The 24699-nt window shown below is 69.7% G+C and carries 21 protein-coding genes and 2 rRNA genes; 22 read left to right on the top strand and 1 reads right to left on the bottom strand.

The window, feature by feature from the left end:
- The 18 genes from ACTWQA_RS11930 to obgE all read left to right on the top strand — a co-directional run.
- Positions 1–121: ribosomal RNA gene (locus tag ACTWQA_RS11930) — 23S ribosomal RNA — on the top strand; the annotation flags it as partial.
- Between the two features lie 75 nt (positions 122–196).
- Positions 197–313 (top strand): 5S ribosomal RNA (rrf, locus tag ACTWQA_RS11925).
- A gap of 141 nt (positions 314–454) precedes the next feature.
- Entirely contained in the window at positions 455–1744 is a 1290-nt protein-coding gene (locus ACTWQA_RS11920; RefSeq protein ID WP_327591041.1) for a bifunctional folylpolyglutamate synthase/dihydrofolate synthase, read from the top strand.
- Complete coding sequence (locus tag ACTWQA_RS11915) at positions 1744–2121, top strand: DUF4233 domain-containing protein (protein WP_443159290.1); 378 nt, start codon at positions 1744–1746, stop codon at positions 2119–2121. The genes ACTWQA_RS11920 and ACTWQA_RS11915 overlap by 1 nt, the downstream gene beginning before the upstream one ends.
- Before the next feature lie 11 nt (positions 2122–2132).
- A complete protein-coding gene (locus tag ACTWQA_RS11910) occupies positions 2133–3917 on the top strand; it encodes a hypothetical protein (RefSeq protein WP_443159289.1) in 1785 nt (594 codons plus the stop codon).
- A 157-nt stretch (positions 3918–4074) separates the two neighbouring features.
- Entirely contained in the window at positions 4075–4485 is a 411-nt protein-coding gene (gene ndk, locus ACTWQA_RS11905) for a nucleoside-diphosphate kinase (protein WP_138669422.1), read from the top strand.
- Between the two features lie 325 nt (positions 4486–4810).
- Positions 4811–5842, top strand: coding sequence for a rod shape-determining protein (locus tag ACTWQA_RS11900; RefSeq protein WP_305925431.1), 1032 nt, complete (start codon positions 4811–4813; stop codon positions 5840–5842).
- Positions 5842–6744: a rod shape-determining protein MreC gene (gene mreC, locus ACTWQA_RS11895; RefSeq protein ID WP_443159288.1), complete on the top strand. Its 903-nt coding sequence runs from the start codon at positions 5842–5844 to the stop codon at positions 6742–6744. The genes ACTWQA_RS11900 and mreC overlap by 1 nt, the downstream gene beginning before the upstream one ends.
- Positions 6745–6892: 148 nt before the next feature.
- A complete protein-coding gene (gene mreD, locus ACTWQA_RS11890) occupies positions 6893–7357 on the top strand; it encodes a rod shape-determining protein MreD (RefSeq protein ID WP_305925433.1) in 465 nt (154 codons plus the stop codon).
- Complete coding sequence (gene mrdA, locus ACTWQA_RS11885; RefSeq protein WP_443159287.1) at positions 7336–9399, top strand: penicillin-binding protein 2; 2064 nt, start codon at positions 7336–7338, stop codon at positions 9397–9399. The genes mreD and mrdA overlap by 22 nt, the downstream gene beginning before the upstream one ends.
- Positions 9396–10562 (top strand): rod shape-determining protein RodA, encoded by a 1167-nt coding sequence (rodA, locus tag ACTWQA_RS11880; protein ID WP_305925435.1) that lies wholly within the window; start codon positions 9396–9398, stop codon positions 10560–10562. The genes mrdA and rodA overlap by 4 nt, the downstream gene beginning before the upstream one ends.
- 4 nt (positions 10563–10566) lie before the next feature.
- A complete protein-coding gene (locus ACTWQA_RS11875) occupies positions 10567–10746 on the top strand; it encodes a hypothetical protein (RefSeq protein WP_305925436.1) in 180 nt (59 codons plus the stop codon).
- A gap of 20 nt (positions 10747–10766) precedes the next feature.
- Complete coding sequence (locus ACTWQA_RS11870) at positions 10767–12677, top strand: TIGR03960 family B12-binding radical SAM protein (RefSeq protein WP_443159286.1); 1911 nt, start codon at positions 10767–10769, stop codon at positions 12675–12677.
- A 153-nt stretch (positions 12678–12830) separates the two neighbouring features.
- Positions 12831–13598 carry a TIGR03936 family radical SAM-associated protein gene (locus tag ACTWQA_RS11865; RefSeq protein ID WP_443159285.1) on the top strand — a complete coding sequence of 256 codons (768 nt, stop codon included), beginning with the start codon at positions 12831–12833 and terminating at the stop codon, positions 13596–13598.
- A gap of 145 nt (positions 13599–13743) precedes the next feature.
- On the top strand, positions 13744–16770 hold the full coding sequence (locus tag ACTWQA_RS11860) for an Rne/Rng family ribonuclease (RefSeq protein ID WP_443159284.1): 3027 nt from the start codon (positions 13744–13746) through the stop codon (positions 16768–16770).
- A gap of 212 nt (positions 16771–16982) precedes the next feature.
- Positions 16983–17285, top strand: a complete 303-nt coding sequence (rplU, locus tag ACTWQA_RS11855; RefSeq protein ID WP_049575732.1) for a 50S ribosomal protein L21 — start codon at positions 16983–16985, stop codon at positions 17283–17285.
- A 15-nt stretch (positions 17286–17300) separates the two neighbouring features.
- On the top strand, positions 17301–17558 hold the full coding sequence (gene rpmA / locus ACTWQA_RS11850; RefSeq protein WP_012893687.1) for a 50S ribosomal protein L27: 258 nt from the start codon (positions 17301–17303) through the stop codon (positions 17556–17558).
- 119 nt (positions 17559–17677) lie between these two features.
- Positions 17678–19030 carry a GTPase ObgE gene (gene obgE, locus ACTWQA_RS11845; protein WP_443159283.1) on the top strand — a complete coding sequence of 451 codons (1353 nt, stop codon included), beginning with the start codon at positions 17678–17680 and terminating at the stop codon, positions 19028–19030.
- A gap of 239 nt (positions 19031–19269) precedes the next feature.
- Here the strand turns inward: obgE and ACTWQA_RS11840 are convergent, their stop codons facing one another.
- Positions 19270–20040, bottom strand: a complete 771-nt coding sequence (locus ACTWQA_RS11840; protein WP_443159282.1) for an SDR family oxidoreductase — start codon at positions 20038–20040, stop codon at positions 19270–19272.
- Between the two features lie 79 nt (positions 20041–20119).
- Between ACTWQA_RS11840 and proB the strand changes: the two genes are divergently transcribed.
- The 4 genes from proB to ACTWQA_RS11820 all read left to right on the top strand — a co-directional run bounded on the left by proB (position 20120) and on the right by ACTWQA_RS11820 (position 24693).
- The gene (gene proB, locus ACTWQA_RS11835; RefSeq protein WP_443159281.1) at positions 20120–21238 is read left to right on the top strand and encodes a glutamate 5-kinase; all 1119 of its coding nucleotides are present in this window, start codon (positions 20120–20122) and stop codon (positions 21236–21238) included.
- Positions 21239–21270: 32 nt separating this feature from the next.
- A complete protein-coding gene (locus ACTWQA_RS11830; protein WP_443159280.1) occupies positions 21271–22545 on the top strand; it encodes a glutamate-5-semialdehyde dehydrogenase in 1275 nt (424 codons plus the stop codon).
- Between the two features lie 50 nt (positions 22546–22595).
- Complete coding sequence (locus ACTWQA_RS11825; protein WP_305925444.1) at positions 22596–22772, top strand: hypothetical protein; 177 nt, start codon at positions 22596–22598, stop codon at positions 22770–22772.
- A gap of 82 nt (positions 22773–22854) precedes the next feature.
- Positions 22855–24693, top strand: coding sequence for a protein kinase domain-containing protein (locus ACTWQA_RS11820; protein ID WP_443159279.1), 1839 nt, complete (start codon positions 22855–22857; stop codon positions 24691–24693).
- The last annotated feature ends 6 nt before the right edge of the window (positions 24694–24699 follow it).

The following is a 24699-nucleotide window of genomic DNA, read 5'->3' as shown; positions in this document are numbered from 1 at the left end:
TGAGGTCTCCCACCATGAGAGTGGGTAAGGCCCCCGGTAGACGACCGGGTTGATAGGCCGGAGGTGGAAGCGCGGTAACGCGTGGAGCTGACCGGTACTAATAGGCCGAGGACTTGACCACAAAGCAGACTTTTTCTAGTCGTTGCTCGCGTCCACTACGCAATTCTGAGACAGCAAACAGGCTGTTTCTCAGGGTTACGGCGGTTATGGCGGGAAGGAAACACCCGGTTACATTCCGAACCCGGAAGTTAAGCTTCCCCGCGCCGATGGTACTGCACTCGGGAGGGTGTGGGAGAGTAGGTCACCGCCGGACAATCTTTATAGGAAGGGCCCGGACCAGGCATGGTCGCGGGCCCTTCTTGCGTTGTGCCCTCGGGGGCGAGGGCGAGTACGGACTGCCGCGGGCAGTCAGTAGGGTTGAGTTGTGGATTATCGTGCGGTTGAACGCGCGATCATGGAGCGCGGCGTCGAGTGGGATTTCGAGCCGACGCTCGACAGGATCGCGGCCCTCCTGGATGTGCTCGGCTCTCCGCAGCGGGCATACCCGGTGATACACATCGCCGGCACCAACGGAAAAACGAGCACGGCGCGGCTCACGGAGGCGCTGCTACGGGAGCGCAACTTGCGGGTGGGCCGGTTCACCAGCCCTCACCTCATCTCCATGCGCGAGCGGATCACGGTGGACGGAGAGCCGCTGAGCGAGGAGCGGTTCGCTGAGGTATACGAAGAGATCGCCCCATATGTAGAGCTCACTGATGCTCAGGGGCGGCGTATCCAGTTCTTCGAACTGCTGACTGCGATGGCCTTCGCGGCGTTCTCCGACACCCCAGTCGATGTCGCGGTCGTGGAGGCCGGGATGGGCGGATCGTGGGACGCCACCAATGTGGCGGACGGCATCGTGTCGGTCATCACGCCTATCTCCCTTGACCACACCGATCGGCTCGGGCCGGACATCCCGAGCATCGCCTCAGAAAAGGCCGGCATCATCAAGCCCGGCGCGACGACAGTGCTGGCCCAGCAGGAGCTGGCCGCGGCGGAGGTGCTGATGCGGCGGGCGGCCGAGGTGGGTGCCGTCGTGGCGCGGGAAGGGCTGGAGTTCGGGGTGATGAGCCGCGAGGTCGCGATGGGCGGCCAACTGCTCACGCTGCGCGGGCTCAAGGGTGTATACGATGAGGTCTACCTACCGCTCTACGGTGCTCACCAGGCAAGCAACGCGGTTTGCGCGCTGGCCGCCGTCGAGGCGTTGACCGCTGGTGATGACCCCCTCGACGTCGAGCTCGTACGGCAGGCGTTCGCCCAGGCGTCCTCTCCAGGGCGCATGGAGGTCGTGCGCCGCACGCCGACGGTGGTGATCGACGCCGCGCACAACCCCGGCGGCATGCAGGCCACCCTCGAAGGGCTGCATGAGGCGTTCGACTTCGCCAAGGTCATCGGGGTGGTCGCGGTCATGCGCGACAAGGACGTCCACACCTTGCTCGACCTGCTGGAGCCGGTCCTCGACGAGATCGTTGTCACCCGTAACTCGTCTCCTCGGTCGATGTCGCCCGACGAGCTGGCGTCGCTGGCGGAGCCGCTCTTCGGCGAGGACCGGGTGCACATCGAGGACCGGCTCGACGACGCCATCGACAAGGGGATCGGCATCGCCGACGCGGAAGGCGAGTTCAGCGGCACAGGGGTGCTGATCACCGGGTCCGTCGTCACAGCCGGCGACGCGCGACGGCTCCTGAACGTGGATGGCGCCTAATGGTCGGCATGTCGCAAAGTGGGTGGTTCGCGATGAAGGACTTCCAAGTCACGCCCGGGATGCGCCGCCTCGGCGCCAGCGTGCTCGGCATGGAGGCCATTGTCGCGGGACTGATCACACCCGTGGCGATCACCGTGGGCGGGGTCGCGCCCGCGCTGGCCGTGAGCGTCGGCATCGGGCTGGCCGTGTTGTGCGTGGTCGCCGCGGGCCTGCTCAAGAGGCCCTTCGGCTATGTCCTCGGCAGCGTCGTACAGGTGCTGGCGATCTGCACGGGTTTCCTGGTGACAGCGATGTTCTTCCTCGGATCGATCTTCGCAGCACTGTGGATCACGGCGATTATCGTCGCTCGTCGTGTCGAGGGCGTCACTAACCGCTAAAGTCGGCCTACATGGCCGTCCCCCCGATCCAGCGGTCGCCCCGTCCGGCCGGCCCCAGGCACCCGTGGCTGCTCGACACGGTGCTCGGGCTGCTCGTCGTGGCTGCGCTGCCACTGGCGATCATCACGATCCCCAACACGCTCTCCGTCGTCGCCAAGCTGCTGCCCGGCGACATCGATCAGGTCGGCTTGATGCGTACGCACGGGCTCGCCCTGCCCGCGCTCATGCTGACCGTCCCGCTCGCGGCCGTGGTGCTGCGGCGAGTCAAGGCGGCCCATCTCATGCTCGGCGGCCTGGCCTTGGTGGCCCTTTCCGACGCCGCAGGCGGATACGCCGCCTCTGAGCTCGTCGTCGGAGCCGTTCGCGTGCTGCGCGGCATTGGGGCCGGGGTCATCGTGCCGGCCACTCTCGCGGCCGTCTGGGGCCGCGTGGCGATGCTGCGGGGCTTGTGGGTGGGAGTGTTCAGCTTGAGCCTGCTCGCCGCCCAGGCGCTCGCGCTCTGGCCGCTCGACGAGGTGAGCAACTGGAAGGTGACGTTGCAGCCGTACCCGCTGGTGACGGGGGTGGCGCTGGGTCTGGCAGCCGTCTATCTGCTCGTTTGGACGCTCCTCGGCCGTCCCGCCGAGCCTCGCCTCCACCTACGGGAGCGCAGCCGGCTGCTGCTGGCCGCCGTGCCCGCGGCGGGCATCGCGGTCGTGGCGATCAGCACCGCGACCGAAGGGTGGCGGGCCGTCCCGGTGATCATGCTGGCGGCCACGGCGATCGTCGGGCTGCTGGCGTTGGCCTCGATCGGCACGGGCGAGAGCCGCACGCTGGCGTACTCGATGGTGGCGGTCGGTGTCGTGCTGGTGCCGAGCGCGGCGCAGGTCACGCTGGTGGAGATGGGCGGCCTCGGCGGCCCCGGGCTGCGTGGGCTCTGGATCCCCTTCGCGGTCGCCGGAGTGCTGGCGGTCGGCGCGTCGGTCGTGGTGTGGCGGTTCGCGTGCGCCGCTGGACGGTGGCTGGCGCCACTGGGGCTGTTGTCCATGGTCGGGGGGCTGTCTTCGGTGCGGCTGGTGGTGCCGTCGGCCGACGGTGTTGTCTTGGCGGTGCCGTTCACGCTGCTCGCCGTGGGGGCGGCGGTGGCGTTGACGGCCACGCTGCAGGAGGTTGGGTACGGGACGGCGGCGTTCGGGTTGTCGCTGTGCTTCGCCGGCGTGCTGGCCGGTTTCCTGCTGGGCACGGGTGTGCAGATGGTCATGCTGGACGGCGTACGGTCGGCTCAGGAGCTGGTCGACAACTATGTCGGGGCGCTGCGGTGGTGGGCGTTGGTCGGCGGCTTCCTTCTGGTGGCGATCATCGTGCTCGCGGCTGTGATGGTGCGGCGGCCCGGCGCGGAGACGCTGATCCGGGTGGAGGGTGATCCGCCACCCTCGGGTGCGGGACCAGAGCATGGCGATGATGGAGAGGTGCCGGCTGGAGACGGTGCGGGCCCGTCGCAGAATGCCCGGACGGTCGTCGGGGTGGCGGAGGCGTCCAGCGGAGGCAGCGAGGGCGGCAGGCGTAAGTGGGGGGACGCCTCGCAGAGCGACGACGACAGCGGCGAGGTCGTGCCTGGCGGGAGCGAGGACCAAGCAGGCGACGACGAGGACGGGCCGACCGGGATCGTGCCGCGGGTCGTGGCGCCCGCGTCGTCTCAGGGAGCCTTCGACAAGGGGGAATCGCGGCGCGACGGCGACGAGGCGCCCGGTTCTGAGGGAGCGGTGCCTGCTGTGCCGCCGCCAGGGCAATCGCCTGAAGACACCACATCCCCATAGGCCGCCGAGATCCGCACGGGAAACGAGGGTACGGCGCGGGGCGGTAAGCTGAGGGCCCAGCTACGGCGACGCGCGGGCCGATGCCCCCGTGACGCGTCCTCGCGGTGCGGCCGGCGCCGATAGCCGCGACCCCAATCTGTTCGAAGGAGAACTTCAAGTGTCCGAGCGCACTCTTGTCCTGATCAAGCCCGACGGGGTGAAGCGTGGCCTCATCGGTGACGTGATCGCCCGTGTGGAGCGCAAGGGCCTCAAGGTCGTGGCGATGGACCTGCGCACCCTCGACGCCGACACCGCCAAGGTCCACTACGCCGAGCACGCCGAGCGGCCGTTCTTCGGCGAGCTCGTCGAGTTCATCACGTCGGGCCCGCTCGTGGCCATGGTGCTCGAGGGCCCGCGCGCCGTCGAGGCCTTCCGCGCGCTGGCCGGTGCCACCGACCCGGTGAAGTCGGCGCCCGGCACGATCCGCGGCGACCACGCGCTCGAGATCGGCGAGAACGTCGTGCACGGCTCCGACTCCCCCGAGTCCGCCGCCAGGGAGATCAAGATCTTCTTCCCGGACCGGTTCTAGCCGCTTCGCGCTCCGCCCGCGCCCGTGTCAGCTGTCCAGCTGCGCGGGCGCGTGGTTTTTGGCTGGGCGGGGCGGCGAGGTTTCTGTCGGCAGGCTCCCGTACGCTGTGGCGCAGTGTCGGCGGTGCGTCGTCCAGGCCTTTGGAACGTTCCAGCTACTGGCCGGATGTTGTGGTGCAATCCGGGCAAAATTGCGGTTGAGGTTGAGGCTGGAGATTTTTGAGGAGCGCGGGGCCTGATCGCACCCATCGGCGGGTACGTCACGTTACGATTCGAATTCATTCCGTAGTCACTCGCGAACGACGTTACGGAGGGCTCCGTTCCCCATGGGCAGCAAGCTCGCGTTCCTCGGCCGTGACATGGCGGTCGACCTGGGCACCGCCAACACGTTGGTCTACGTGCGCGGCCGGGGCATCGTGCTCAACGAGCCGTCAGTCGTGGCGATCAACACCACTACGGGCAAGATCGTTGCAGTTGGCATCGAGGCCAAGCGGATGATCGGTCGCACGCCCGGCAACATCATCGCGGTCCGCCCGCTCAAGGACGGTGTGATCGCCGACTTCGACGTCACCGAGCGTATGTTGCGATATTTCATCCAAAGGGTGCATAGGCGTCGGCATTTCGCCAAGCCGCGCATCATCATCGCCGTGCCCAGCGGCATCACCAGCGTCGAGCAGCGCGCGGTGAAGGAGGCCGGCTACCAGGCGGGCGCCCGGAAGGTCTACATCGTCGAGGAGCCCATGGCCGCCGCCATCGGGGCGGGGCTGCCCGTGCACGAGCCCACCGGCAACATGGTCGTCGACATCGGTGGCGGCACCACTGAGGTGGCGATCATCTCGATGGGCGGCGTGGTCACCAGCCAGTCGATCAGGATCGGCGGCGACGAGCTCGACCAGGCGGTGATCGCGTTCGCCAAGAAGGAGTTCTCCCTGATGCTCGGCGAGCGCACCGCCGAGGAGATCAAGATGGCCATCGGCTCGGCCTGCCCCAACGGTGAGGAGGCGCACGCGGAGATCCGCGGCCGCGACCTGGTCAGCGGGCTGCCCAAGACGATCATCGTGTCCGGTGAGGAGATCAGGAAGGCCATCGAGGAGCCGGTCAACGCGATCGTGGACGCGGTGAAGAGCACGCTCGACAAGTGCCCGCCCGAGTTGTCCGGCGATATCATGGACCGCGGCATCGCGCTCACCGGCGGAGGCGCCCTGCTCAAGGGGCTGGAGGAGCGGGTCAAGGCCGAGACGGGCATGCCGGTGCACCTCGTCGACAACGCACTCGACTCGGTGGCCATCGGCTCGGGCAAGTGCGCCGAGGAGTTCGAGGCGCTCCAAGACGTCCTGGTGCCGGAGTCGCGACACTGATGAGAGACTCGCGCCGGGCCCGGCTGATCCTCGGAGCGCTGCTGACGGCGGCTCTGGTCATCCTGACCATCGACCACCGCACCGGCGAGAGCTCGCCGCTGCGTCCGCTGCGCGCTGCCGGGGCATGGGTGTTCGGCACGGCCGAGCAGTTCGGCAGTGGGCTGGTGCGGCCGGTCGGCGGGTTCGTGCGCGCCATCCTGACGGCGCCGAGCGCCCAGGAACGCATCGAGGTCCTCAAGGAGGAGAATGCGAAGCTGCGCACGGAGCTGCTGACGGGCAAGCTCGACGGCGCCCGCTCCAGCGAGCTCAAGAAGGTGCTCGGGCTGTCGGGGACGGGTGGATACAAGGTCGTCGCGGCCAACGTGGTCGCCAGGCGCGGGCAGCCGGGGTTCGAGGACACCGTCCAGATCGACGCCGGCACCAGTGACGGCGTGGAGCCTGAGATGACCGTGCTCAATGGTGATGGGCTGGTCGGACGGGTGATCCACGCATCCGCCCGCACGTCGACGGTGGTGCTGCTCAGCGATCCGGCCTCGGCCGCGGGGGCGCGGCTGGAGGGCGGGAGGGAGATCGGGGTGGTGCACGGGGTGGGGGAGCACGGCAGGCTCGTCCAGTTCCGCCTCCTCGACTCCACAGCGCCGCTGACCAGGGGCGCGCGCATCGTCAGCTTCGGTTCCCAAAACGGCCGGCCGTACGTTCCGGGGGTGCCGATCGGGGTGATCGAGCGGGTGGAGTCGACCCCTGGGGAGCTGACCCGCATCGCGTACGCCCGGCCGTATGCGGATCTGACGGCACTCGACGTGGTGGGTGTGGTGGTGGAGGCGCCCAAGCGGGATCCGCGTGACGCGGTGCTGCCTGCCAAGCGTGACGCGGTGCTGCCCGCCAAGGAGGGGTCCCGGTGATCGGGTCGGGAGCGCTGATCGGGTGGCGGCATGTGGCTGGTGTGACTGAAGGCGTCCGGAGGTGCCGGCGGGCCGCGGGTGTGGCGGTCGAGCGGTGTCGGCCGAGAGGGGGCGCGGTGAGTGGAAGGGCCGGTCGGAAGGGGGCGCTGTGATCGGCGGGATCTCCGTGCTGCTGGCGTTGCTGGCTCAGGTCATGCTGGTCAATCGGCTGCCACTGCCGGCGGGGGGGGCGCCTGACCTGGTGTTGCTGGCCGTCGTCGGCGCGGCGCTGGCACGGGGGGCTTCGTCCGGGGCGATGCTCGGCTTCTTCGCCGGGCTGCTGGTCGACGTCATGCCGCCGACCGCGCACCTGGTGGGCCAATACGCGTTCGTGCTGGCGCTCGCCGGCTACATCGCCGGGCGCGGTGCGGGCGGGCCGGTGACGACCGTGGTGCTGTGCGTGCTGCTGGCGCCGTTGCTGGCCGCGGCCGTGGGCATGCTCATCTCTGATCCCCGGGTGACCATGTCCACGCTGATCGAGCAGGTGCCGGTCACCGTCGTCTACACGCTGCTCGTGTCGCCGATCGTGATCTGGCTGACGACGCGGGGCAGATGGTCGAGGTACTCGACATGATCAGGATGCGGGCCCGGCTGCTGGTGCTGCACGTGCTGGTGCTGGTGCTGCTCGTCGTGCTGGCTGTGCGCTTGTGGCAGGTGCAGGTCGTGCGCGGAAACGAGTTCGTGACGCGGGCGACGGAGACCAGGACGCGGACGGTCATCGTGCCGGCCGTGCGCGGGCAGATCCTCGACTCGTCGGGACGGCCGCTGGTGCGCAACAAGACCGCGCTCGTCGTGTCCGTGGACCGGGCCATGCTGTCGCGGATGCCCGACGGAGGGATGACGGTGCTGCGCAAGTTGTCCGCGGTGCTCGGCATGCCGGTCGCGGACCTGCAGCAGCGCATCACGCCGTGCGGGCCGGGGGTGGGCAAGCCATGCTGGACGGGATCGCCATACCAGCCGGTTCCGCTGGATGAGAAGGTCGACCCACGCAAAGCGCTGCAGATCCTGGAGCGGCAGGAGGAGTTTCCCGGCGTGACGGCGGAGATCCACTCCGTGCGGCAATATCCCGGCGGCAGGGCCGGCGCGCAGATGCTGGGTTACCTGCAACCGGTGACCGAGCAGGAGCTGGAGCAACGCGAAGGGCTCAAGGCCAGCTTCTCCGGTGTGGACCTGGCCGGGCGCGACGGGCTCGAATACGTCTACGACGACGCGCTACGCGGCAAGTCGGGCCTGCGCAGGGTGCAGGTGGACCGGATGGGCAAGGCACTCGGGCTGGAGGAGCAGGTGCCGCCCATCCCCGGCGACCATCTGGTCACCAGCATCGACTCGCGGATCCAGACGATCACCGAGAGGGCACTGAACAAGGCGATGAAGTCTGCGCCCGCGGCCGACGGCGGAGCCGGGGTGGTGCTGGACGCGCGCTCGGGGCGGGTGGTGGCGGTGGCCAGCGCGCCCGGCTACGATCCGGCGATCTGGGGTGGCGGGATCTCGGCCCGTGGATACCAATGGCTGCTGTCGGACAAGTCCGGTAAGCCGCTGGTGTCGCGGGCCATCAACGGCCAGTTCGCGCCGGGCTCCACGTTCAAGATCTCCTCCGTTTCGGCGATGTTGCGGGCCGGCTATCCGCTCAATGGCAAATACGGCTGCCCGGGCTCCTACACGGTGGGCGGCCGGGCCTTCAACAACTTCCGCGGCATCGGGCTGGGCACCCTCGACCTGCACACGGCACTGGTCAAGTCATGCGACACGATCTTCTACCGGGCGGCGTACGAGCAATACCTCAAGGACGGGGGGCGGCAACCGAAGAAGAAGCCGAAAGAGGTGTTCTCCAACATGGCCAGGTCGTTCGGGTTCGGCAGCCCGACCGGCGTGGACCTGCCCGGCGAGTCGGCCGGCCGCATTCCCGACCGCGCCTGGAAACGGGATCTGTGGAACAGGACCAGCGCGATCAACTGTGAGCGGTCGCGCAAGGGATATCCGGAAGTGAAGGACCGGGCGCGGGCCGAGTTCCTCAAGCGGCTGGCGCTGGAAAACTGCACCGAGGGATTCCTGCTGCGGCCGGGCGACTCGGCCAACTTCTCCATCGGCCAGGGCGACGTGCTGGTCACGCCGATGCAGCTGGCCAGGGCGTACATGGCGCTGGTGAGTGACGGGAAGGTGCGCAGCCCGCGCATCGGATGGGCGCAGGTGCGGCCCGACGGCAAGGTGGTCAGGACCTTCCCTGTGCCCGTGGTGGGCAAGCTGCCGCTCAGCGAGAAAGAGCGGCTCTACATCAAGAACGCGCTGAGCCAGGTCGCCCAGGACGGCACCGCGGCGGGGGCGTTCGCCGGATTCCCGATGAACAAGGTCCGCATCGGTGGCAAGACCGGCACCGCGGAGGTGTGGGGCAAGAAGGACACCTCCTGGTTCGCCTCCTTCGCGCCCACGAAGAACCCTCAGTACGTGGTGGTCGTCATGGTCTCCCAGGGCGGGATGGGCTCGCAGACCGCGGCGCCGGCCGTGCGGGAGATCTACGAGGGCATTTACGGCATCAAGCGGCCCGCGGCCGTGCCCGGCGGAAAGCTGACCACCAAGCTGCCGACGTTCAGGCCGGACGGGACGGTGGTCCCGGGATGATCGCGCGCACCGCTGTCATCCGGCGGCCCTCGCTCCTGCGGCGGATGGCGCACGAGAATTCGACGATACGCCGGCTCGACGGGCTGATGCTGGTCGCGGTGGCCGGGTTGTGCGTGATCGGCACACTGCTGGTGTGGTCCTCCACCAGGACCTGGGCGCCCGGAGCCACGGGACTGGTGAAGAAGCACCTGCTCAACGAGGTCATCGGAGTGGTGCTGTGCGCGGTGGTGGCCACGATCGACCACCGGGCGATGCGGGCGTACGCGCCGCTGGTGTTCCTGGTGTCCTTGGTGGGCCTGGGGCTGGTGCTCACGCCACTGGGGGCGACGATCAACGGGTCGCATTCGTGGATCCTGCTGGGCGGGGGTTTCGCGGTGCAGCCGTCGGAGTTCGCCAAAGTGGGGCTGCTGCTGATCATCGCGATGCTGCTGGCGCAGCCGGCCGAGGGCACCGATCGGCCCCGCGGGCTCGACGTCACGCTGGCGCTCGTGGCCGCGGTGATCACGATGGGAATGGTGATGCTCCAGCCCGATCTCGGCACGGCCATGGTCCTGGCCGTGATCACGGCGGCTGGGCTGATCATCGGAGGCGTGCGCAAGCGAGTGATCATCGCGATGACGCTGGTGGCCGCAGCCGGGATTTTCGCGGTGTTCAAATTCGAGATGCTGGAGCCCTACCAGGTGGCGCGGTTCACCGCGTTCGTGGATCCGAGCGTCGATCCGCGCGGAGTGGGCTACAACAGCACTCAGTCGCTGATCGCCATCGGATCCGGGCAGTTGCTGGGCAAGGGGCTGCTCGGCGGCGGGCAGACGACCGGCAGGTTCGTGCCCGAGCAGCACACCGACTTCATCTTCACGGTGGCGGGAGAGGAGTTCGGGTTCCTCGGGTCGGTCACCGTCGTGTTGTTGCTCGGCGTGGTGCTGGTGCGCGGGCTGAAGATCGCCAGGAAGTGTGAGGACCGGTTCGGGACGCTGGTCGCAGGGACGATCGTGTGCTGGTTCGCCTTCCAGACGTTCATCAACGTCGGGATGACGATCGGGATCATGCCGATCACCGGGCTGCCGCTGCCGTTCGTGTCATATGGCGGGACCGCGACATTCGCGAATCTCATCGCGATTGGGCTTCTCCAAGCCATCAAGATGCGCGGTCAGTCGTTTAATTAGAAGTATGTTCTTGGCCTATTGCGATGAGTGCGAGGAGCGCTTTCTGCTGCCCGCGAACCACGTGGTCGCCCTGCACAACCTGGAAAGCGGCGTGATCGCCGTGGAGCTGACCTGCTACGAAGGGCACCACGTCCTGGTGCTCAGCGGAAATGACATCGACATCACCGGACCTGCCACCGTCTGACCGCCGCTACCCTGGACCGTATGCCTGTCGAGTCGATTTTCCACCGCCTGGAAGCGCTGCTGCCCAAGGTGCAGAAGCCGATCCAGTATGTGGGAGGTGAGCTCAACTCGACCGTCAAGGACTGGGACTCCGCCGACGTGCGGTGGGCGTTGATGTACCCGGACGCCTACGAGGTCGGGCTGCCCAACCAGGGCGTGGCGATCCTCTACGAGATTCTCAACGAGCTGCCCGCGACTCTGGCCGAGCGCACCTACGCGGTGTGGCCGGACCTCGAGGCGCTCATGCGGGCCGAGGGCGTCCCACAGTTCACCGTCGACGCGCACCGGCCGGTGCGTGCCTTCGACGTGCTGGGGGTGTCGTTCTCCACCGAGCTCGGCTACACCAACATGCTGACCGCCCTCGACCTGGCGGGCATTCCGCTGCACGCGGTCGACCGGGGCGAGGACGACCCGATCGTGCTCGCGGGCGGCCACGCGGCCTTCAACCCCGAGCCGATCGCCGACTTCCTCGACGCGGCCGTGCTCGGCGACGGCGAGCAGATTGCGATCGCCATCTCCGAGGTCATCCGCGAGTGGAAGGCCGAGGGCCGGCCCGGCGGGCGGGACGAGCTGCTGATGCGGCTCGCCGAGTCCGGCGGCGTCTACGTGCCCAAGTTCTACGACGTCGACTACCACCCGGACGGGCGCATCAAGCGTGTCGCGCCCAACAGGCCCGACGTGCCGTGGCGGGTGCACAAGCACACCGTGATGGACCTGGACGAGTGGCCCTATCCGAAGAAGCCGCTGGTCCCGCTGGCGGAGACGGTGCATGAGCGGTTCAGCGTGGAGATCTTCCGCGGCTGCACCCGCGGGTGCCGGTTCTGCCAGGCAGGCATGATCACGCGCCCGGTGCGCGAGCGGTCGATCACCACGATCGGGGCGATGGTCGAAAACGGCATCAAGGAGTCCGGCTTCAACGAGGTCGGGCTGCTGTCGCTGTCATCGGCCGACCACTCCGAGATCGGTGACGTCGCCAAGGGCCTGGCCGACCGCTACGAGGGCACCAACACCTCGCTGTCGTTGCCCTCGACGCGGGTGGACGCGTTCAACATCGACCTGGCCAATGAGTTCTCCAGGAACGGCAGGCGCTCGGGCCTGACGTTCGCGCCGGAGGGCGGCTCGGAGCGGATGCGCAAGGTGATCAACAAGATGGTCACCGAGGAAGACCTCATCCGCACCGTCACCACGGCATATTCGCAGGGGTGGCGGCAGGTCAAGCTCTACTTCATGTGCGGCCTGCCCACTGAGCAGGACGAGGACGTGCTGGGCATCGCCGACCTGGCCAAGAAGGTCATCAAGGCGGGCCGCGAGGCCACCGGCAGCCGCGACATCCGCTGCACGGTCTCCATCGGCGGCTTCGTGCCCAAGCCGCACACGCCGTTCCAGTGGGCCGGGCAGGCCGACCACGAGACCGTCGACCGGCGGCTCAGGGCGCTGCGTGATGCGCTCCGGAGCGACAAGGCATACGGCCGGGCCATCGGCTACCGCTACCACGACGGCAAGCCCTCGATCGTGGAGGGCCTGCTGTCACGTGGCGACCGCCGGGTCGCGGCCGTGATCCGCGCCGTCTGGGAGGAGGGTGGCAGGTTCGACGGCTGGAGCGAGCACTTCTCCTACGAGCGCTGGATGGCGGCCGCCGAGAAGGCCGGCATCGACGTGGACTGGTACACCACGCGTGAGCGGGAGGAAAACGAGGTCCTGCCGTGGGACCACCTCGACGCCGGGCTCGACCGCGAATGGTTGTGGCAGGACTGGCAGGAGGCCGTCTCCGGCGGCGAGGTCGAGGACTGCCGCTGGACTCCCTGCTATGACTGCGGCGTCTGCCCGACCATGGGCACAGAAATTCAAATCGGTCCCACGGGGCGAAAACTCCTTCCTCTGACGGTGGTCTAGCGCGCTCAGTGGGCGAGCCGTGCCTCGGCGTACACATACATACGCTGGGGCGGCTTATCCTGAGACGAAGGGACCTGAAAAGAAGGAACTCTGACAAGGGAAGGACGACAAGCTCTGAAACCTGTTCCCGAAGGGCCTCCGCCCGCGCCCACGGTGCAGCGCCTTCGCGTGCGTTACGCCAAGCGCGGCCGCCTGCGCTTCACCAGCCACCGCGACATTTCGCGGGCCGTCGAGAGGGCGGTTCGCCGTGCCGGCATTCCGGTGGCTTACAGCGCGGGATTCTCGCCCCACCCGAAGATCTCCTACGCGGGCGCGGCGCCGACCGGTGTCGCCAGCGAAGCCGAATACCTCGAGATCGGTGTCACCACGCACTGCGACCCCGAGCAGGTCAGGTCCGATTTGGACCGGTCGTTGCCGCCGGGGCTCGATGTGATCGACGTCGTGGAGGCGGGTCAGGGTGGACTGGCTGACCGCTTGGAGGTCTCCGAGTGGGAGGTGCGGCTGCCTGGTGCCGATCGCGAGCTCGCCGAGGTGGCGGCGGAGAAGTTCCTCGCGGCGGGCACCGTGGAGGTCGAGCGCCTCACCAAGAAGGGCCCCCGTCGCTTCGACGCGCGCGAGGCCGTCCTGGTGCTGACGGTGTCCGAGGGAACAGACAGAATCGCAGCTCAGGTGCTTGGAGGACCGTGTGTCATACTGCGCATGGTTGTTCGGCACATGACGCCTGCCGTTCGACCCGACGATGTGCTCACAGGGCTGCGCCTTGTGGCCGACTTCGCGCCGCCGGTTCCCCCAGAGGTGACCAGGCTGGCGCAGGGGCCGCTCGACGTCAGCACCGGTGCGCTTGCCGATCCGCTCGACCTGGACCGCGACACAACGCGCGGCGGCGAGGCGGGACCGGCGGGTGAGCACGCCGTCGGTTAAGGACGCGCCCAGCATGAGCCGGGCACGACCGCTGACAGGACTTGGCGCCGGTGCCTCCGACACGGAGGCGCTGGCGGACAACTGAGACACGAGGGCTCCTGCGCGGCGCGGCGACGCGCCCGGGAGCTGACGGGAGAGCGCCCGCATGCTCGACAACGAGCCCAACGCCGGGGCCACTGGCCCTGACGGGGAAACAACTGAACAGACCAAGGTGACCGCGCGTCGCCGCTCCGCCAGCCGCCCGGCCGGTCCGCCGCCCGAGCTGCCCGAGGAGCCGGCTTCCGTTCCGGTCACCCTTCCCGCCGCGCAGGCCGCGCCGTCGGTCGCGGAGGGCGCGCCGGTGCAGCGCACCGTCGTGCAGCGCGCTGCCGGCGAGCCTGATCCTGACGTTCTCGCGGCGGCTGCTGCCGCCACGGCCGGCGAGGCCCCAAGAGAGAGCACAGTCGAGAGCCCGGTCGAGGGCGTCTTGGCCGAGGCCGTCGCCGAAGCCGAAGACAAGCCCAAGAGGGCTACGAGGACCCGGTCCACCGCGACGACTCCGCGGCGGCGCACCACGAAGAAGGCCGCCGAGGACCAGCCGGAAGAGGCACAAGCGCTCCCGGAGGGTGCTGTGCCCGCCGAGGCCGAGGCGGCGCCCGTGAAGCGGCGCAGGACCACGCGCAAGAAGGCCGAGCCGGAAGAGGCTGTGGCGCCCGAGGCTCCCGCCGCCGCCGACGAGGCGGTTGCCGGGGAGACGGCTGGTGCCGGTGACGTGGCGGCCGCCGCACCGCGGACCGGCCGCACCAGGACGCGCGCCGGGCGTGGCGCTGCGGCGCGAGCGGCAGCCGGCGGTGACGCCGGGGTCGGTGCCGAAGCAGCGGAGGCCGAAGGCGCGGCGGTTTCGCGCCCGAAGGCCGCCGCGGCGGACGCTTCCGGCGTCCAGGCGGTGGTTTCCGGCGGTGACGTCGAGGGCGAAGAGGACATCATCGAGATCCTGCCCGAGGACGAGCCGCTCGACGATGAGCCCGCAGGCGAGGACCTCGACGAGGAGCTCGAGCGGCCGAGTCTGCTCGCCGACCCGTTCGGGTTCGCGGCCCGCACACAGGACGAGGCGGGCGGCACCGCGTTCCAGCGGCCGGCGGCCATTTTCGCGCCGCTGTTCCAGGCGCCCGACCCCAGCCAGGCCAAGCCCGCCGTGGTCCGGCGGCCCGAGCCGCAGCCCGAGGCCGCCGAAGCTCGCCCCGCAGAGGCGGAGGACGTGGCCGAGGAGGCCGTGAGCGAGGAAGAGACCGACGTCGACACCTCCGATGAGCAGGAGGAAGAGGCCGGTGGCAGGCGCCGTCGCCGCCGCCGTGGCGGTCGCGGCCGTGGCAAGGCCCGCGAGCGCGACGAAGCCGAGGACAGCGAGGAGTCCGAGGAGGAGACCGACGAGGAGCAGGGCGAGGAGGCCCAGGACGAGGAGGGCTCCACGTCGCGTCGCCGTCGTCGCCGTCGCCGCCGCGGGTCCGACGAGACCCCTGAGCCGGCCAGCGACGACCCGCCGAACACGGTGGTGCGCATCCGCGCGCCGCGATCCGGCCGTGCGGCCTCGCTCGAGACCGCCACCGACGGCGTGCAGAGCGTGCGCGGCTCCACCAGGCTGGAGGCCAAGAAGCAGCGGCGCCGCGAGGGCCGCGAGCTGGGCCGCAGGCGCCCGCCGATCATCACGGAGTCGGAGTTCCTGGCCCGCCGCGAGTCCGTCGACCGCATGATGGTGGTGCGCAGGCAGGGCGACCGCACGCAGATCGCGGTGCTGGAGGACGGCGTGCTCGTCGAGCACTACGTCAACCGCGAGGCCAGCCAGTCCTACGTGGGCAACGTCTACCTCGGCAAGGTGCAGAACGTGCTGCCGTCGATGGAGGCGGCGTTCGTGGACATCGGCAAGGGCAGGAACGCTGTCCTGTACGCCGGTGAGGTCAACTTCGACACCGCCGGAATGGAAGGCCAGCCCAAGCGGATCGAGTCGGCGCTGAAGTCGGGCCAGTCGGTGCTCGTGCAGGTCACCAAGGACCCGATCGGGCACAAGGGCGCGCGGCTCACCTCGCAGATCAGCCTGCCCGGGCGCTACCTGGTTTACGTGCCCGACGGCTCGATGACCGGCATCAGCCGCAAGCTGCCCGACAAGGAGCGCACGCGGCTCAAGAGCATCCTGAAGAAGGTCATGCCCGAGAACGCCGGCGTGATCGTACGCACCGCGGCCGAGGGCGCCTCCGAGGACGAGCTGGCCCGCGACGTGGCCCGGCTGTCCGCCCAGTGGGAGAACATCCAGAAGAAGGCCAAGTCGGCGAGCCCGCCCGAGCTGCTGTCCGCCGAGCCCGACCTGACCATCAGGGTCGTACGGGACGTCTTCAACGAGGACTTCACCTCGCTGGTCGTGCAGGGCGAGGAGGCCTGGGACACGGTCGACGACTACGTCAAGTACGTCGCGCCGCACCTGGGCGAGCGGCTGTCGAGGTGGGACGGCGAGCAGGGCGACGGCGACGTCTTCGAGTCGTACCGGATCGACGAGCAGCTCGCCAAGGCAATGGACCGCAAGGTGTGGCTGCCGAGCGGCGGCTCGCTGGTGATCGACCGTACCGAGGCGATGACCGTCGTCGACGTCAACACCGGCAAGTTCACCGGACAGGGCGGAAACCTCGAGGAGACCGTCACCAGGAACAACCTGGAGGCGGCCGAGGAGATCGTGCGCCAGCTCCGGCTGCGCGACATCGGCGGCATCATCGTGATCGACTTCATCGACATGGTGCTGGAGTCGAACCGGGACCTGGTGCTGCGGCGGCTCCTGGAGTGCCTGGCGCGCGACAGGACCAAGCACCAGGTGGCCGAGGTGACCTCCCTGGGTCTGGTCCAGATGACGCGTAAGCGGGTCGGTCAGGGGCTCCTGGAGGCCTTCTCGACGCCGTGTGAGTGCTGCAACGGGCGTGGCCTGCTGGTCTCCACGGAGCCGGTGGAGTCCAAGCCGGAGCCGCGCGGCACGCAGGGGAAGATGGCCGTGGAGAAGGCGGTCTCCGACAAGGTTTCCGCGGCCAAGGAGTCCGCAGGCCGTGATACGGTGACCGGTGCGCTTGAAGACGTCCCGGCAGAGGACGACCAAGCGGGTCAGACTTCTGGCAGGGGGCGGCGACGCTCCCGCCGAGCTAAGTCCGCCGAGTAGCCCTCGGCGGACGTCCGACGATCCGTCCGGTTCGCCTGGGGGACCGCTCATCCGGTACCCTGGTAAATCGGTGCGTCAGGTGACGTGCCCTGTTGGCGCGCCTACTCGGATCGTCGGTTCGAGACAGGACCGAATGACAAGGCGCAGCATTCGGCGGCCATCCTCGTTGGGGGATGGCCGTGACAACAGCGAGTCAGTAGAAGGGTTCCGCGGTGTACGCGATCGTTCGTTGCGGCGGCAGGCAGCAGAAGGTCTCCGTCGGTGACGTCCTCGAGGTGGACAAGGTCGCCGGCGAGGTCGGCTCTTCGGTTTCGCTGCCGACGGTGCTCGTCGTCAACGATGGCGACGTGACGACCGAGGCGGGCAAGTTCACGGTCAGCGCCGAGATCCTCGGTGAGACCAAGGGCCCGAAGATCCGCATTCTCAAGTACAAGAACAAGACCGGTTACAAGAAGCGCCAGGGTCACCGCCAGCGGTACACCCAGGTGAAGATCACCGGTATCGACCAGGCCTGATCGGGAGTTTGAGAGATGGCACACAAGAAGGGCGCGTCGTCCACCCGGAACGGCCGTGACTCCAACGCGCAGCGCCTGGGCGTCAAGCGTTTCGGTGGCCAGCTGGTCAACGCGGGCGAGATCATCGTCCGCCAGCGTGGCACCCACTTCCACCCCGGTGACAACGTCGGCCGTGGTGGCGATGACACGCTGTTCGCGCTGGCCGCCGGTCACGTGCAGTTCGGCGTCAAGCGCGGCCGCAGGGCCGTGAGCATCGTTCCCGTCGCGGAGTAGCTTTTCCTCCTCCCGACCTGGGGATCTTCTGGGGTGGATCGAGCGGTTTCGATCCACCCCTTTTGCGTTGTGTGGGAACTATGAGAGGCCCCTGGTGGGGCGATGGAGGAGAACGCGGCATGCCGGACTTTGTGGACCAGGTGGTCCTGCATATCAAGGCCGGTGACGGGGGGAACGGGTGTGCCTCCATCCACCGGGAGAAGTTCAAACCGCTCGGCGGCCCCGACGGGGGCAACGGCGGGCGCGGCGGCGATGTGATCCTCGAGGTCGATCCCAACACCGCAACCCTGCTCGACTACCATCGGCGGCCCCATCGCAAGGCCGACAACGGCAAGCAGGGGCAGGGCTCCAACCGGGACGGTGCCAACGGGGAGGACGTGGTCCTGCCCGTCCCCAACGGCACCGTCGTCAAGGACGCCGGCACGGGCGAGGTGCTGGTGGACCTCGTGGGAGCCGGCACCCGATATGTGATCGCCCAGGGTGGGCATGGCGGGCTGGGTAACGCCGCCCTGGCCAGCACGAAGCGGAAGGCGCCCGGGTTCGCGCTGCTCGGGGAGCCGGGCGACGGGCTCGACGTCATGCTGGAGCTGAAGAGCGTCGCGGACGTGGCGCTGGTCGGGTTCCCGAGCGCCGGCAAGTCGTCGCTGATCGCCGCCCTGAGCGCGGCCAAGCCGAAGATCGCCGACTATCCGTTCACCACGTTGATCCCCAATCTCGGGGTGGTGACGGCAGGGGACAACGTGTTCACCGTGGCGGATGTGCCGGGGCTCATTCCCGGGGCGTCGCAGGGGAAGGGGCTCGGGCACGAGTTCCTGCGGCACGTCGAGCGGTGCGACATGCTCGTCCACGTCATCGACTGCGCCACCATGGAGCCTGGGCGCGATCCGATCACGGATTACGAGGTGATCGAGGCGGAGCTGCGGGCGTACGGCAAGCTCGAGGACCGGCCGCGGATCGTCGTGCTCAACAAGGCCGACGTGCCGGACGCTCGGGAGCTGGCTGAGCTGGTCACGCCCGAGTTCGAGGCGCGGGGGCTGCAGGTGTTCACGATCTCGGCGGCCACCCATGACGGGTTGCGGGAGCTCACGTACGCGATGGGCGAGTGGGTCGCGGCCGCCCGGGCCAGCAAGCCGATCGAGGAGCCGACACGGCTCGTGATCCGGCCCAAGCAGCTCGGCGACGCCGGGTTCCGGGTGCGCCGGGTCAACGAGAACCTGTTCCAGATCACCGGCGAGAAGCCGGAACGGTGGATCAGGCAGACGGACTTCACCAACGACGAGGCGGTCGGATACCTCGCCGACCGGCTGGAACGGCTCGGGGTCGAGGAGCAGCTCGCCAAGGCCGGCGCCACCGCGGGGGCCGAGGTGGTCATCGGGCCGATGGAGGGCGGGTACGTCTTCGACTGGCAGCCCACGCTGCGCGCCGAGTCGGTCCGCCAAGGGCCGCGCGGCTCCGACAACCGGCTCGGGTAGGACCTGGGAGGGCTGCGGGCCTCCACAGCCAGCTCCCGCCGCTCCGGCCGCTCCGGCTGACCTGGGAGGGCTGCGGGCCTGCACAGTCGGCTCCGGCGGGCCGCCTGGGTTTCCACCGGGTGCCGAGCAGTTGCGCCTGTGGGTGGGCCCCGCGGGGTGCGGGGAGCAGCCGGGCACGTGGAACGGCGCCGAGAGGGCGCCCTATGGCGTCGTCAGATGGGTGCGGGGGTGGGAGCGGTCTACGAGCGGAGGGCGGCCTCGGCGCCGCCGTCGGCGTACAGAATCTGGCCGGTCATGAAGGAGTTGTCCGCGCTCACCGTCCACGCCAGCAGGGACGCGATGGCCGAGACCGGACCGGGGAAGCCCAAGGGCTGAGGCATCGCGGCGGCCACGAGCTCGGTCGTGGCCGGGTCGGCCAGGAGCGTTCTGCGGGCCGTCTCCGTGTCCACCACACCCGGCGCCACCGCGTTCAGCGGGATGCCCGCCCCCGCCCAGTCAGGGCCGACGGCGGCGCTCCGGAGCCACTGGTTGAGTGCGCGCTTGCTGGACGGGTAAACGATGCGGCCCTGCCCTGCCTCCACGACCGCGGTGGCGGCGGTAGCCGCGGCCTCCTCGTCCAGGGCCAGGCAGGCTTCGACGATGCTCTCGTCCGCGGCCACGATCGCGCTCAGCGAGGACACCGCGACCGCGCGGGGCCGGTCGGACTCGGTCAGGAGCGGGCGCAGACCCTCCAAGGTGGCAAGGGTGCCGAAGAAGTTGAGCCGTACGGTGAGCGGGGATGGCAAGCCGACACCCGCGACGGCGACCACGCCGTCGATCCTTCCGCCCGATGCGGCCCTGACCTGCGAGGTGAGCCTCTCGCGCCCCTCCGCGACGGCCAGGTCGGCGATCACTTCGGCGTCGCGCACGTCACAGCGGATCGCCCGCGCTCCGGTGGCCGCCAAATGGTCGGCAGTGGCCGCGCCGATGCCCGAGGCGGCGCCTGTGACGACATAGGTCCGTTCGCTCATGAGTCAATGACTACATCCAATGAAGTGATTCAGTCAATGCAGTAATGTCCGGAACCGTGGCTCAGATAGGCTTCGAGACGTGCGGGAACAGATCAGCTCGGCGTCGAAGGTCGTTGTCAAGGTCGGCTCCTCCTCGCTCACCACCCCCCAGGGAACGATCGACGTCGATCGTGTGGACGCCTTGGTGGACGTGCTGGCGGCGAGGCGCCGCGCCGGGACGCAGCTCGTCCTGGTCTCCTCCGGGGCGATCGCGGCGGGCCTCGGCCCGCTCGGGCTGAGCGCGCGACCGCGTGACCTCGCCACCCAGCAGGCGGCCGCCTCGGTCGGCCAGGGCGTGCTGGTGGCCCGCTACACCTCCTCCTTCGCCCGGTACGGCCTGCGCGTCGGCCAGGTCCTGCTGACCGCCGACGACATGATGCGGCGCGCGCACCACGTCAACGCCCAGCGCACCCTGACCCGGCTGCTGGAGCTGGGCATCGTGCCCATCGTCAATGAAAACGACACCGTAGCCACCGATGAGATCCGCTTCGGCGACAACGACCGGCTGGCGGCGCTGGTGTCGCACCTGATCAGGGCGGATGCGCTGGTGCTGCTGTCGGACGTGGACGCGCTCTACGACGGCCCGCCCAGCCGAGGCGGTGCCCGCCGGCTGGCCGAGATCCGCGGCCCTGAGGACCTGGTCGGCGTCGAGCTGGGCAAAAACGGCGCGAGCGTCGGCACCGGCGGCATGGTGACCAAGGTGCAGGCCGCCAGGATCGCGACCGGGGCCGGTGTCCCTGTGGTGCTCACCGCGGCCGCTCACGCGGCCCAGGCGCTGAGCGGGGCCGACGTCGGCACCTATTTCCACCCCGGGGGTCGCCATCCTGGCACGCGCCTGCTCTGGCTCGCGCACGCCGCCACCGGGCGCGGCCTGCTCCACCTCGACCAGGGGGCGGTCGAGGCCATCGTGACGCGCCGCAAGTCGCTGCTGCCGGCCGGGGTGACGTCCGTGGAAGGCGACTTCGCCGCGGGCGATCCGGTGGACCTGTGCGGGCCTCAGGGGCTCGTGGTGGCCCGCGGCCTGGTCAACTTCGACGCCGCCGAGATTCCCGGGCTGCTCGGGCGCTCCACGAGAGAGTTGGCGAGCGCCCTCGGCCCGGAATACGAACGCGAGCTCATCCACCGCGACGACATCGTCATACTGGAAGCCCACAACTAACCCATAGAGGTCCTGGACAGCGGAGCGTAGCCATGAGCACAGAGTTCCTGAGGGTCGCCCAGGCGGCACGAGAGGCCGCCGCCGAGCTGGCCCCGTTGCCGCGGGCGCCGAAGGACCGGGCGCTGCGTGCCGTGGCCGACGCCCTGGTCGCGCACGCGGCCGAGATCGTCGAGGCCAACGCCAAGGACGTCGAGCAGGCCAGGGCGCAGGGCACGTCCGAGGCGATGATCGACCGGTTGCGGCTCGACGAGGCCCGGATCGCCAAGATCGCCGACGCCGTGCGCGAGGTGGCCGACTTGCCCGACCCGGTCGGCGAGGTCGTCCGCGGCTCCACGCTGCCCAACGGGCTGGAGCTGCGCCAGCTCAGGGTGCCGCTGGGCGTCATCGGCATCATCTACGAGGGCCGTCCCAACGTCACGGTCGACGCCGCCGCGCTCTGCCTCAAGAGCGGCAACGCGGTCCTGCTCAGGGGCTCCTCCAGCGCCTACTCCTCCAACACGGCGCTGGTCCGAGTCATGCAGGACGCGCTGGAGGGCACCGAGGTGCCTGCCGGGGCCGTCCAGTTGGTGCCCGGACAGACCCGGGACTCCGTCAAGGAGCTGATGCGGGCTCGCGGCCTGGTCGACGTGCTGATCCCGCGCGGTGGCGCGTCACTGATCAACTCGGTGGTCGAGGAGTCGACGGTGCCGGTGATCGAGACGGGCGTCGGCAACTGCCACGTCTACGTCGACGCCGAGGCCGACGTGGACCTGGCCGTGCAGATCCTGGTCAACGCCAAGGCGCAGCGGCCGTCGGTGTGCAACGCGGCCGAGACGTTCCTGGTGCACGAGGGCGTCGCGGACACGTTCGTGCCCAAGGCGCTTGAGGCGCTCGCCGAGGCAGGCGTGACCGTGCACGGTGACGAGCGGATCGCCCGCCACGGCTCCGGCGTCGTGCCCGTCACCGAGGACGACTTCTCCACCGAATACCTCTCGCTCGACATCGCCGCCGCCGTCGTCGGCTCGCTGGAGGAGGCGGTGGCGCACATCAGGCGCTACGGCTCCGGGCACACCGACGCCATCGTCACCCGCTCGCAGCAGGCCGCCCGCAGGTTCGTGGCGCTGGTGGACTCGGCGGCCGTGGCGGTCAACGCCTCGACCAGGTTCACCGACGGGGGCGAATTCGGATTCGGGGCCGAGATCGGCATTTCTACGCAGAAGCTGCACGCGCGCGGCCCGATGGGGCTGCCCGAGCTGACGTCCACCAAGTGGGTCTACACCGGTGATGGGCATATGCGCACGTCAGAAGGCACGGTGATGCCTTGCTGACCGGCGTGTCGGCCTGACCGGCGCCCCTCGCCGCGGCTTGACTGGGAGACATGGACATTGTCGTCGCCCTCGTCTTCTCGGCCGCGGTGTTGTTCGGCGCCGACCGGCTCATGCTCTGGCTGGAGAGCCGCGGCCACGTCAACTGGCGCAGGAAAGGCCGCAGGCGGCTGTCGGAGGAGCCCACGGCCGGGCTCGACGCCATGCTCTCCGACCACACACGTCGATAAACCATCGGCGTGCCTCGAGCGGCAACTCGTATCCCGGCGCTAGGGTTGTGTCCCTTATGGGCGCGCCCGGCGGGGAGGGACGGTGAGCAAGCTCGGCAAGGTCGGGCCGTATACCCTGGTCGAGCGGCTCGGCCGGGGCGGGATGGGCGAGGTCTACCTCGCGACCACCCGCCGGGGCGAGCGCGTCGCGCTCAAGGTCCTGCACGATCTGGCAGAGGACGAGACCTCGCGCGTCAGGCTCGAGCGTGAGGTCCGCGCGCTGCGCAGGGTCGAGAGCCCTTACGTGGCCAAGGTGCTGGACGCCGATCTCAACTGCGCGCGACCTTACCTGGTCATGGAGCACATCGAGGGCGCCACGCTGCTGGAGCAGGTACGCCAGAGCGGACCCCTCGACGTCTCCGACCTCGTTGACATGGCGCAGGGCATCGCCGCGGCGCTCGCGATCATCCACGCGGCCGGGGTCGTGCACCGCGACCTCAAGCCGGGCAACATCATCATGGGCACCGAAGGGCCCGTGCTGATCGACTTCGGGATCGCGCAGGTGCTCGACGCGACCCGGCTGACCATGACGGGCACGTTCCTCGGCACGCCCGGCTACACGGCTCCGGAGATCTTCGCCGACGAGAACGTCGACTCGCCGGCCGACGTGCACGCGTGGGCGGCGACGGTGGCGTTCGCGGCCACGGGGCGGCCGACGTTCGGGCGGGGCACGGCTGAGGCGCAAATGTACGCGGTGCTGAACGGGCAGGCCGACCTCAAGGGCGTGCCCGTCGCGTTGTTGCCGCTGGTACGGGCCGCACTCAACCGGGAGCCGGGCAAGCGGCCCACGGCGGCGCTGCTGGCCGACCGGCTCTCCCGGCTGGCCAAGGCCACCAGCGCCACGGAGCCCGAGCCGCCCGCGGCCCCCGAGGCGGTCGAGGAAGCAGGCAGGTCGACGCCGGCGCGCGGCCGCACCACCGACGAGGCGGCCGCCAAGTCCGCCCGCGGCAGGCCCAACAACACGGGCGCGGACGGGAAGGTGCCCGCGCCGCGCCGTCGCCCGGCCGCCGACGCCGGCCGTACCGGCACGGACGGCAAGGGAGCGGCGGCACGCGGCCGCGCCGGCCAGGACGGGGCAGCCGTACGCGGCCGCACGGGCGCGGACGAAGCCGCGGCCCGCCAGCGCTCGCCCAGGACGGGCACGGCGGCGGACGGGGCCGTGGCGCGAAGCCGGATGGACGGGACCGTGGCGCGCGCCCGGACGAGCGCGGACGGGAAGGTGCCCGCACCGCGGAGCCGGGGGAGCGCCGACGGCAAGAACACGGGCCCGCGCGCCAAGATGACCACGCCGCGCCAGAGCGCCGCGGCGGCCGTCCGGAGCAGGGCCAAGCCGCAGAGCAAACGCACGACGGAGTCCCACACCACGCTGCCCGCGGGCAACGGCGCCCTGCTGCTGCTCGCGGTGCTGGCCGTGCCGTGCGTGGTGACCTCGGTGATCTGGCCGATCGCCTCCATCGCGATCACGACCGTGTTCGTGGTGCTGACCAGGACGTTGTGGATGAGCCACTGGCTGATCAGAAACCGCAGCTCGCCGCGTACGCGGGTCGCGCTGCGCGTGCTGCTGTTCCCGCTGGCCCTTGCGGGGGCGGCGGCGACCGCCGTGGTGTGGCCGGGCGTGCCCGTCGCGGTGGCGTCGGGTGGGGCGCTCTGGGTGACCGGAGGCGGTCAGATCGACACCGACTGGTGGCAGCAGCCCGCTCCCGTGACGGTGGCGGGCGTGGTGTTCGGGATGCTGTGCGGCGGCATCACCGGGCGCGAGATCGAGCGGATCGGTGGCCGGCTGCCTGATCTCCGCAGAGAGGGGCTGCGCGCGCTGGCCGTGCTCGGCGGGTTTGTCGCCCTGTGCGCGGCCGCCGTGCGGGCGCTCGCCCTGCTGCTCTGACCTGCT

Origin of the sequence: Nonomuraea sp. 10N515B, from assembly GCF_052245915.1 — a bacterium.
In the GTDB taxonomy this organism is placed as follows: Bacteria; Actinomycetota; Actinomycetes; order Streptosporangiales; family Streptosporangiaceae; genus Nonomuraea.
The sequence above is the reverse complement of the archived record's forward strand: the minus strand, read 5'-3'. Positions and strand labels throughout refer to the sequence as shown.

Excerpts from the sequence above, each read along its gene's own strand:
- ACTWQA_RS11920 (WP_327591041.1), top strand. The coding sequence starts at position 455 with ATGGAGCGCGGCGTCGAGTGGGATTTCGAGCCGACGCTCGACAGGATC.
- ACTWQA_RS11915 (WP_443159290.1), top strand. The coding sequence starts at position 1,744 with ATGGTCGGCATGTCGCAAAGTGGGTGGTTCGCGATGAAGGACTTCCAA.
- ACTWQA_RS11910 (WP_443159289.1), top strand. The coding sequence starts at position 2,133 with ATGGCCGTCCCCCCGATCCAGCGGTCGCCCCGTCCGGCCGGCCCCAGG.
- ACTWQA_RS11900 (WP_305925431.1), top strand. The coding sequence starts at position 4,811 with ATGGGCAGCAAGCTCGCGTTCCTCGGCCGTGACATGGCGGTCGACCTG.
- mreC (WP_443159288.1), top strand. The coding sequence starts at position 5,842 with ATGAGAGACTCGCGCCGGGCCCGGCTGATCCTCGGAGCGCTGCTGACG.
- mrdA (WP_443159287.1), top strand. The coding sequence starts at position 7,336 with ATGGTCGAGGTACTCGACATGATCAGGATGCGGGCCCGGCTGCTGGTG.
- rodA (WP_305925435.1), top strand. The coding sequence starts at position 9,396 with ATGATCGCGCGCACCGCTGTCATCCGGCGGCCCTCGCTCCTGCGGCGG.
- ACTWQA_RS11875 (WP_305925436.1), top strand. The coding sequence starts at position 10,567 with ATGTTCTTGGCCTATTGCGATGAGTGCGAGGAGCGCTTTCTGCTGCCC.
- ACTWQA_RS11870 (WP_443159286.1), top strand. The coding sequence starts at position 10,767 with ATGCCTGTCGAGTCGATTTTCCACCGCCTGGAAGCGCTGCTGCCCAAG.
- ACTWQA_RS11860 (WP_443159284.1), top strand. The coding sequence starts at position 13,744 with ATGCTCGACAACGAGCCCAACGCCGGGGCCACTGGCCCTGACGGGGAA.
- rpmA (WP_012893687.1), top strand. The coding sequence starts at position 17,301 with ATGGCACACAAGAAGGGCGCGTCGTCCACCCGGAACGGCCGTGACTCC.
- obgE (WP_443159283.1), top strand. The coding sequence starts at position 17,678 with ATGCCGGACTTTGTGGACCAGGTGGTCCTGCATATCAAGGCCGGTGAC.
- ACTWQA_RS11840 (WP_443159282.1), bottom strand. The coding sequence starts at position 20,040 with ATGAGCGAACGGACCTATGTCGTCACAGGCGCCGCCTCGGGCATCGGC.
- ACTWQA_RS11830 (WP_443159280.1), top strand. The coding sequence starts at position 21,271 with ATGAGCACAGAGTTCCTGAGGGTCGCCCAGGCGGCACGAGAGGCCGCC.
- ACTWQA_RS11825 (WP_305925444.1), top strand. The coding sequence starts at position 22,596 with ATGGACATTGTCGTCGCCCTCGTCTTCTCGGCCGCGGTGTTGTTCGGC.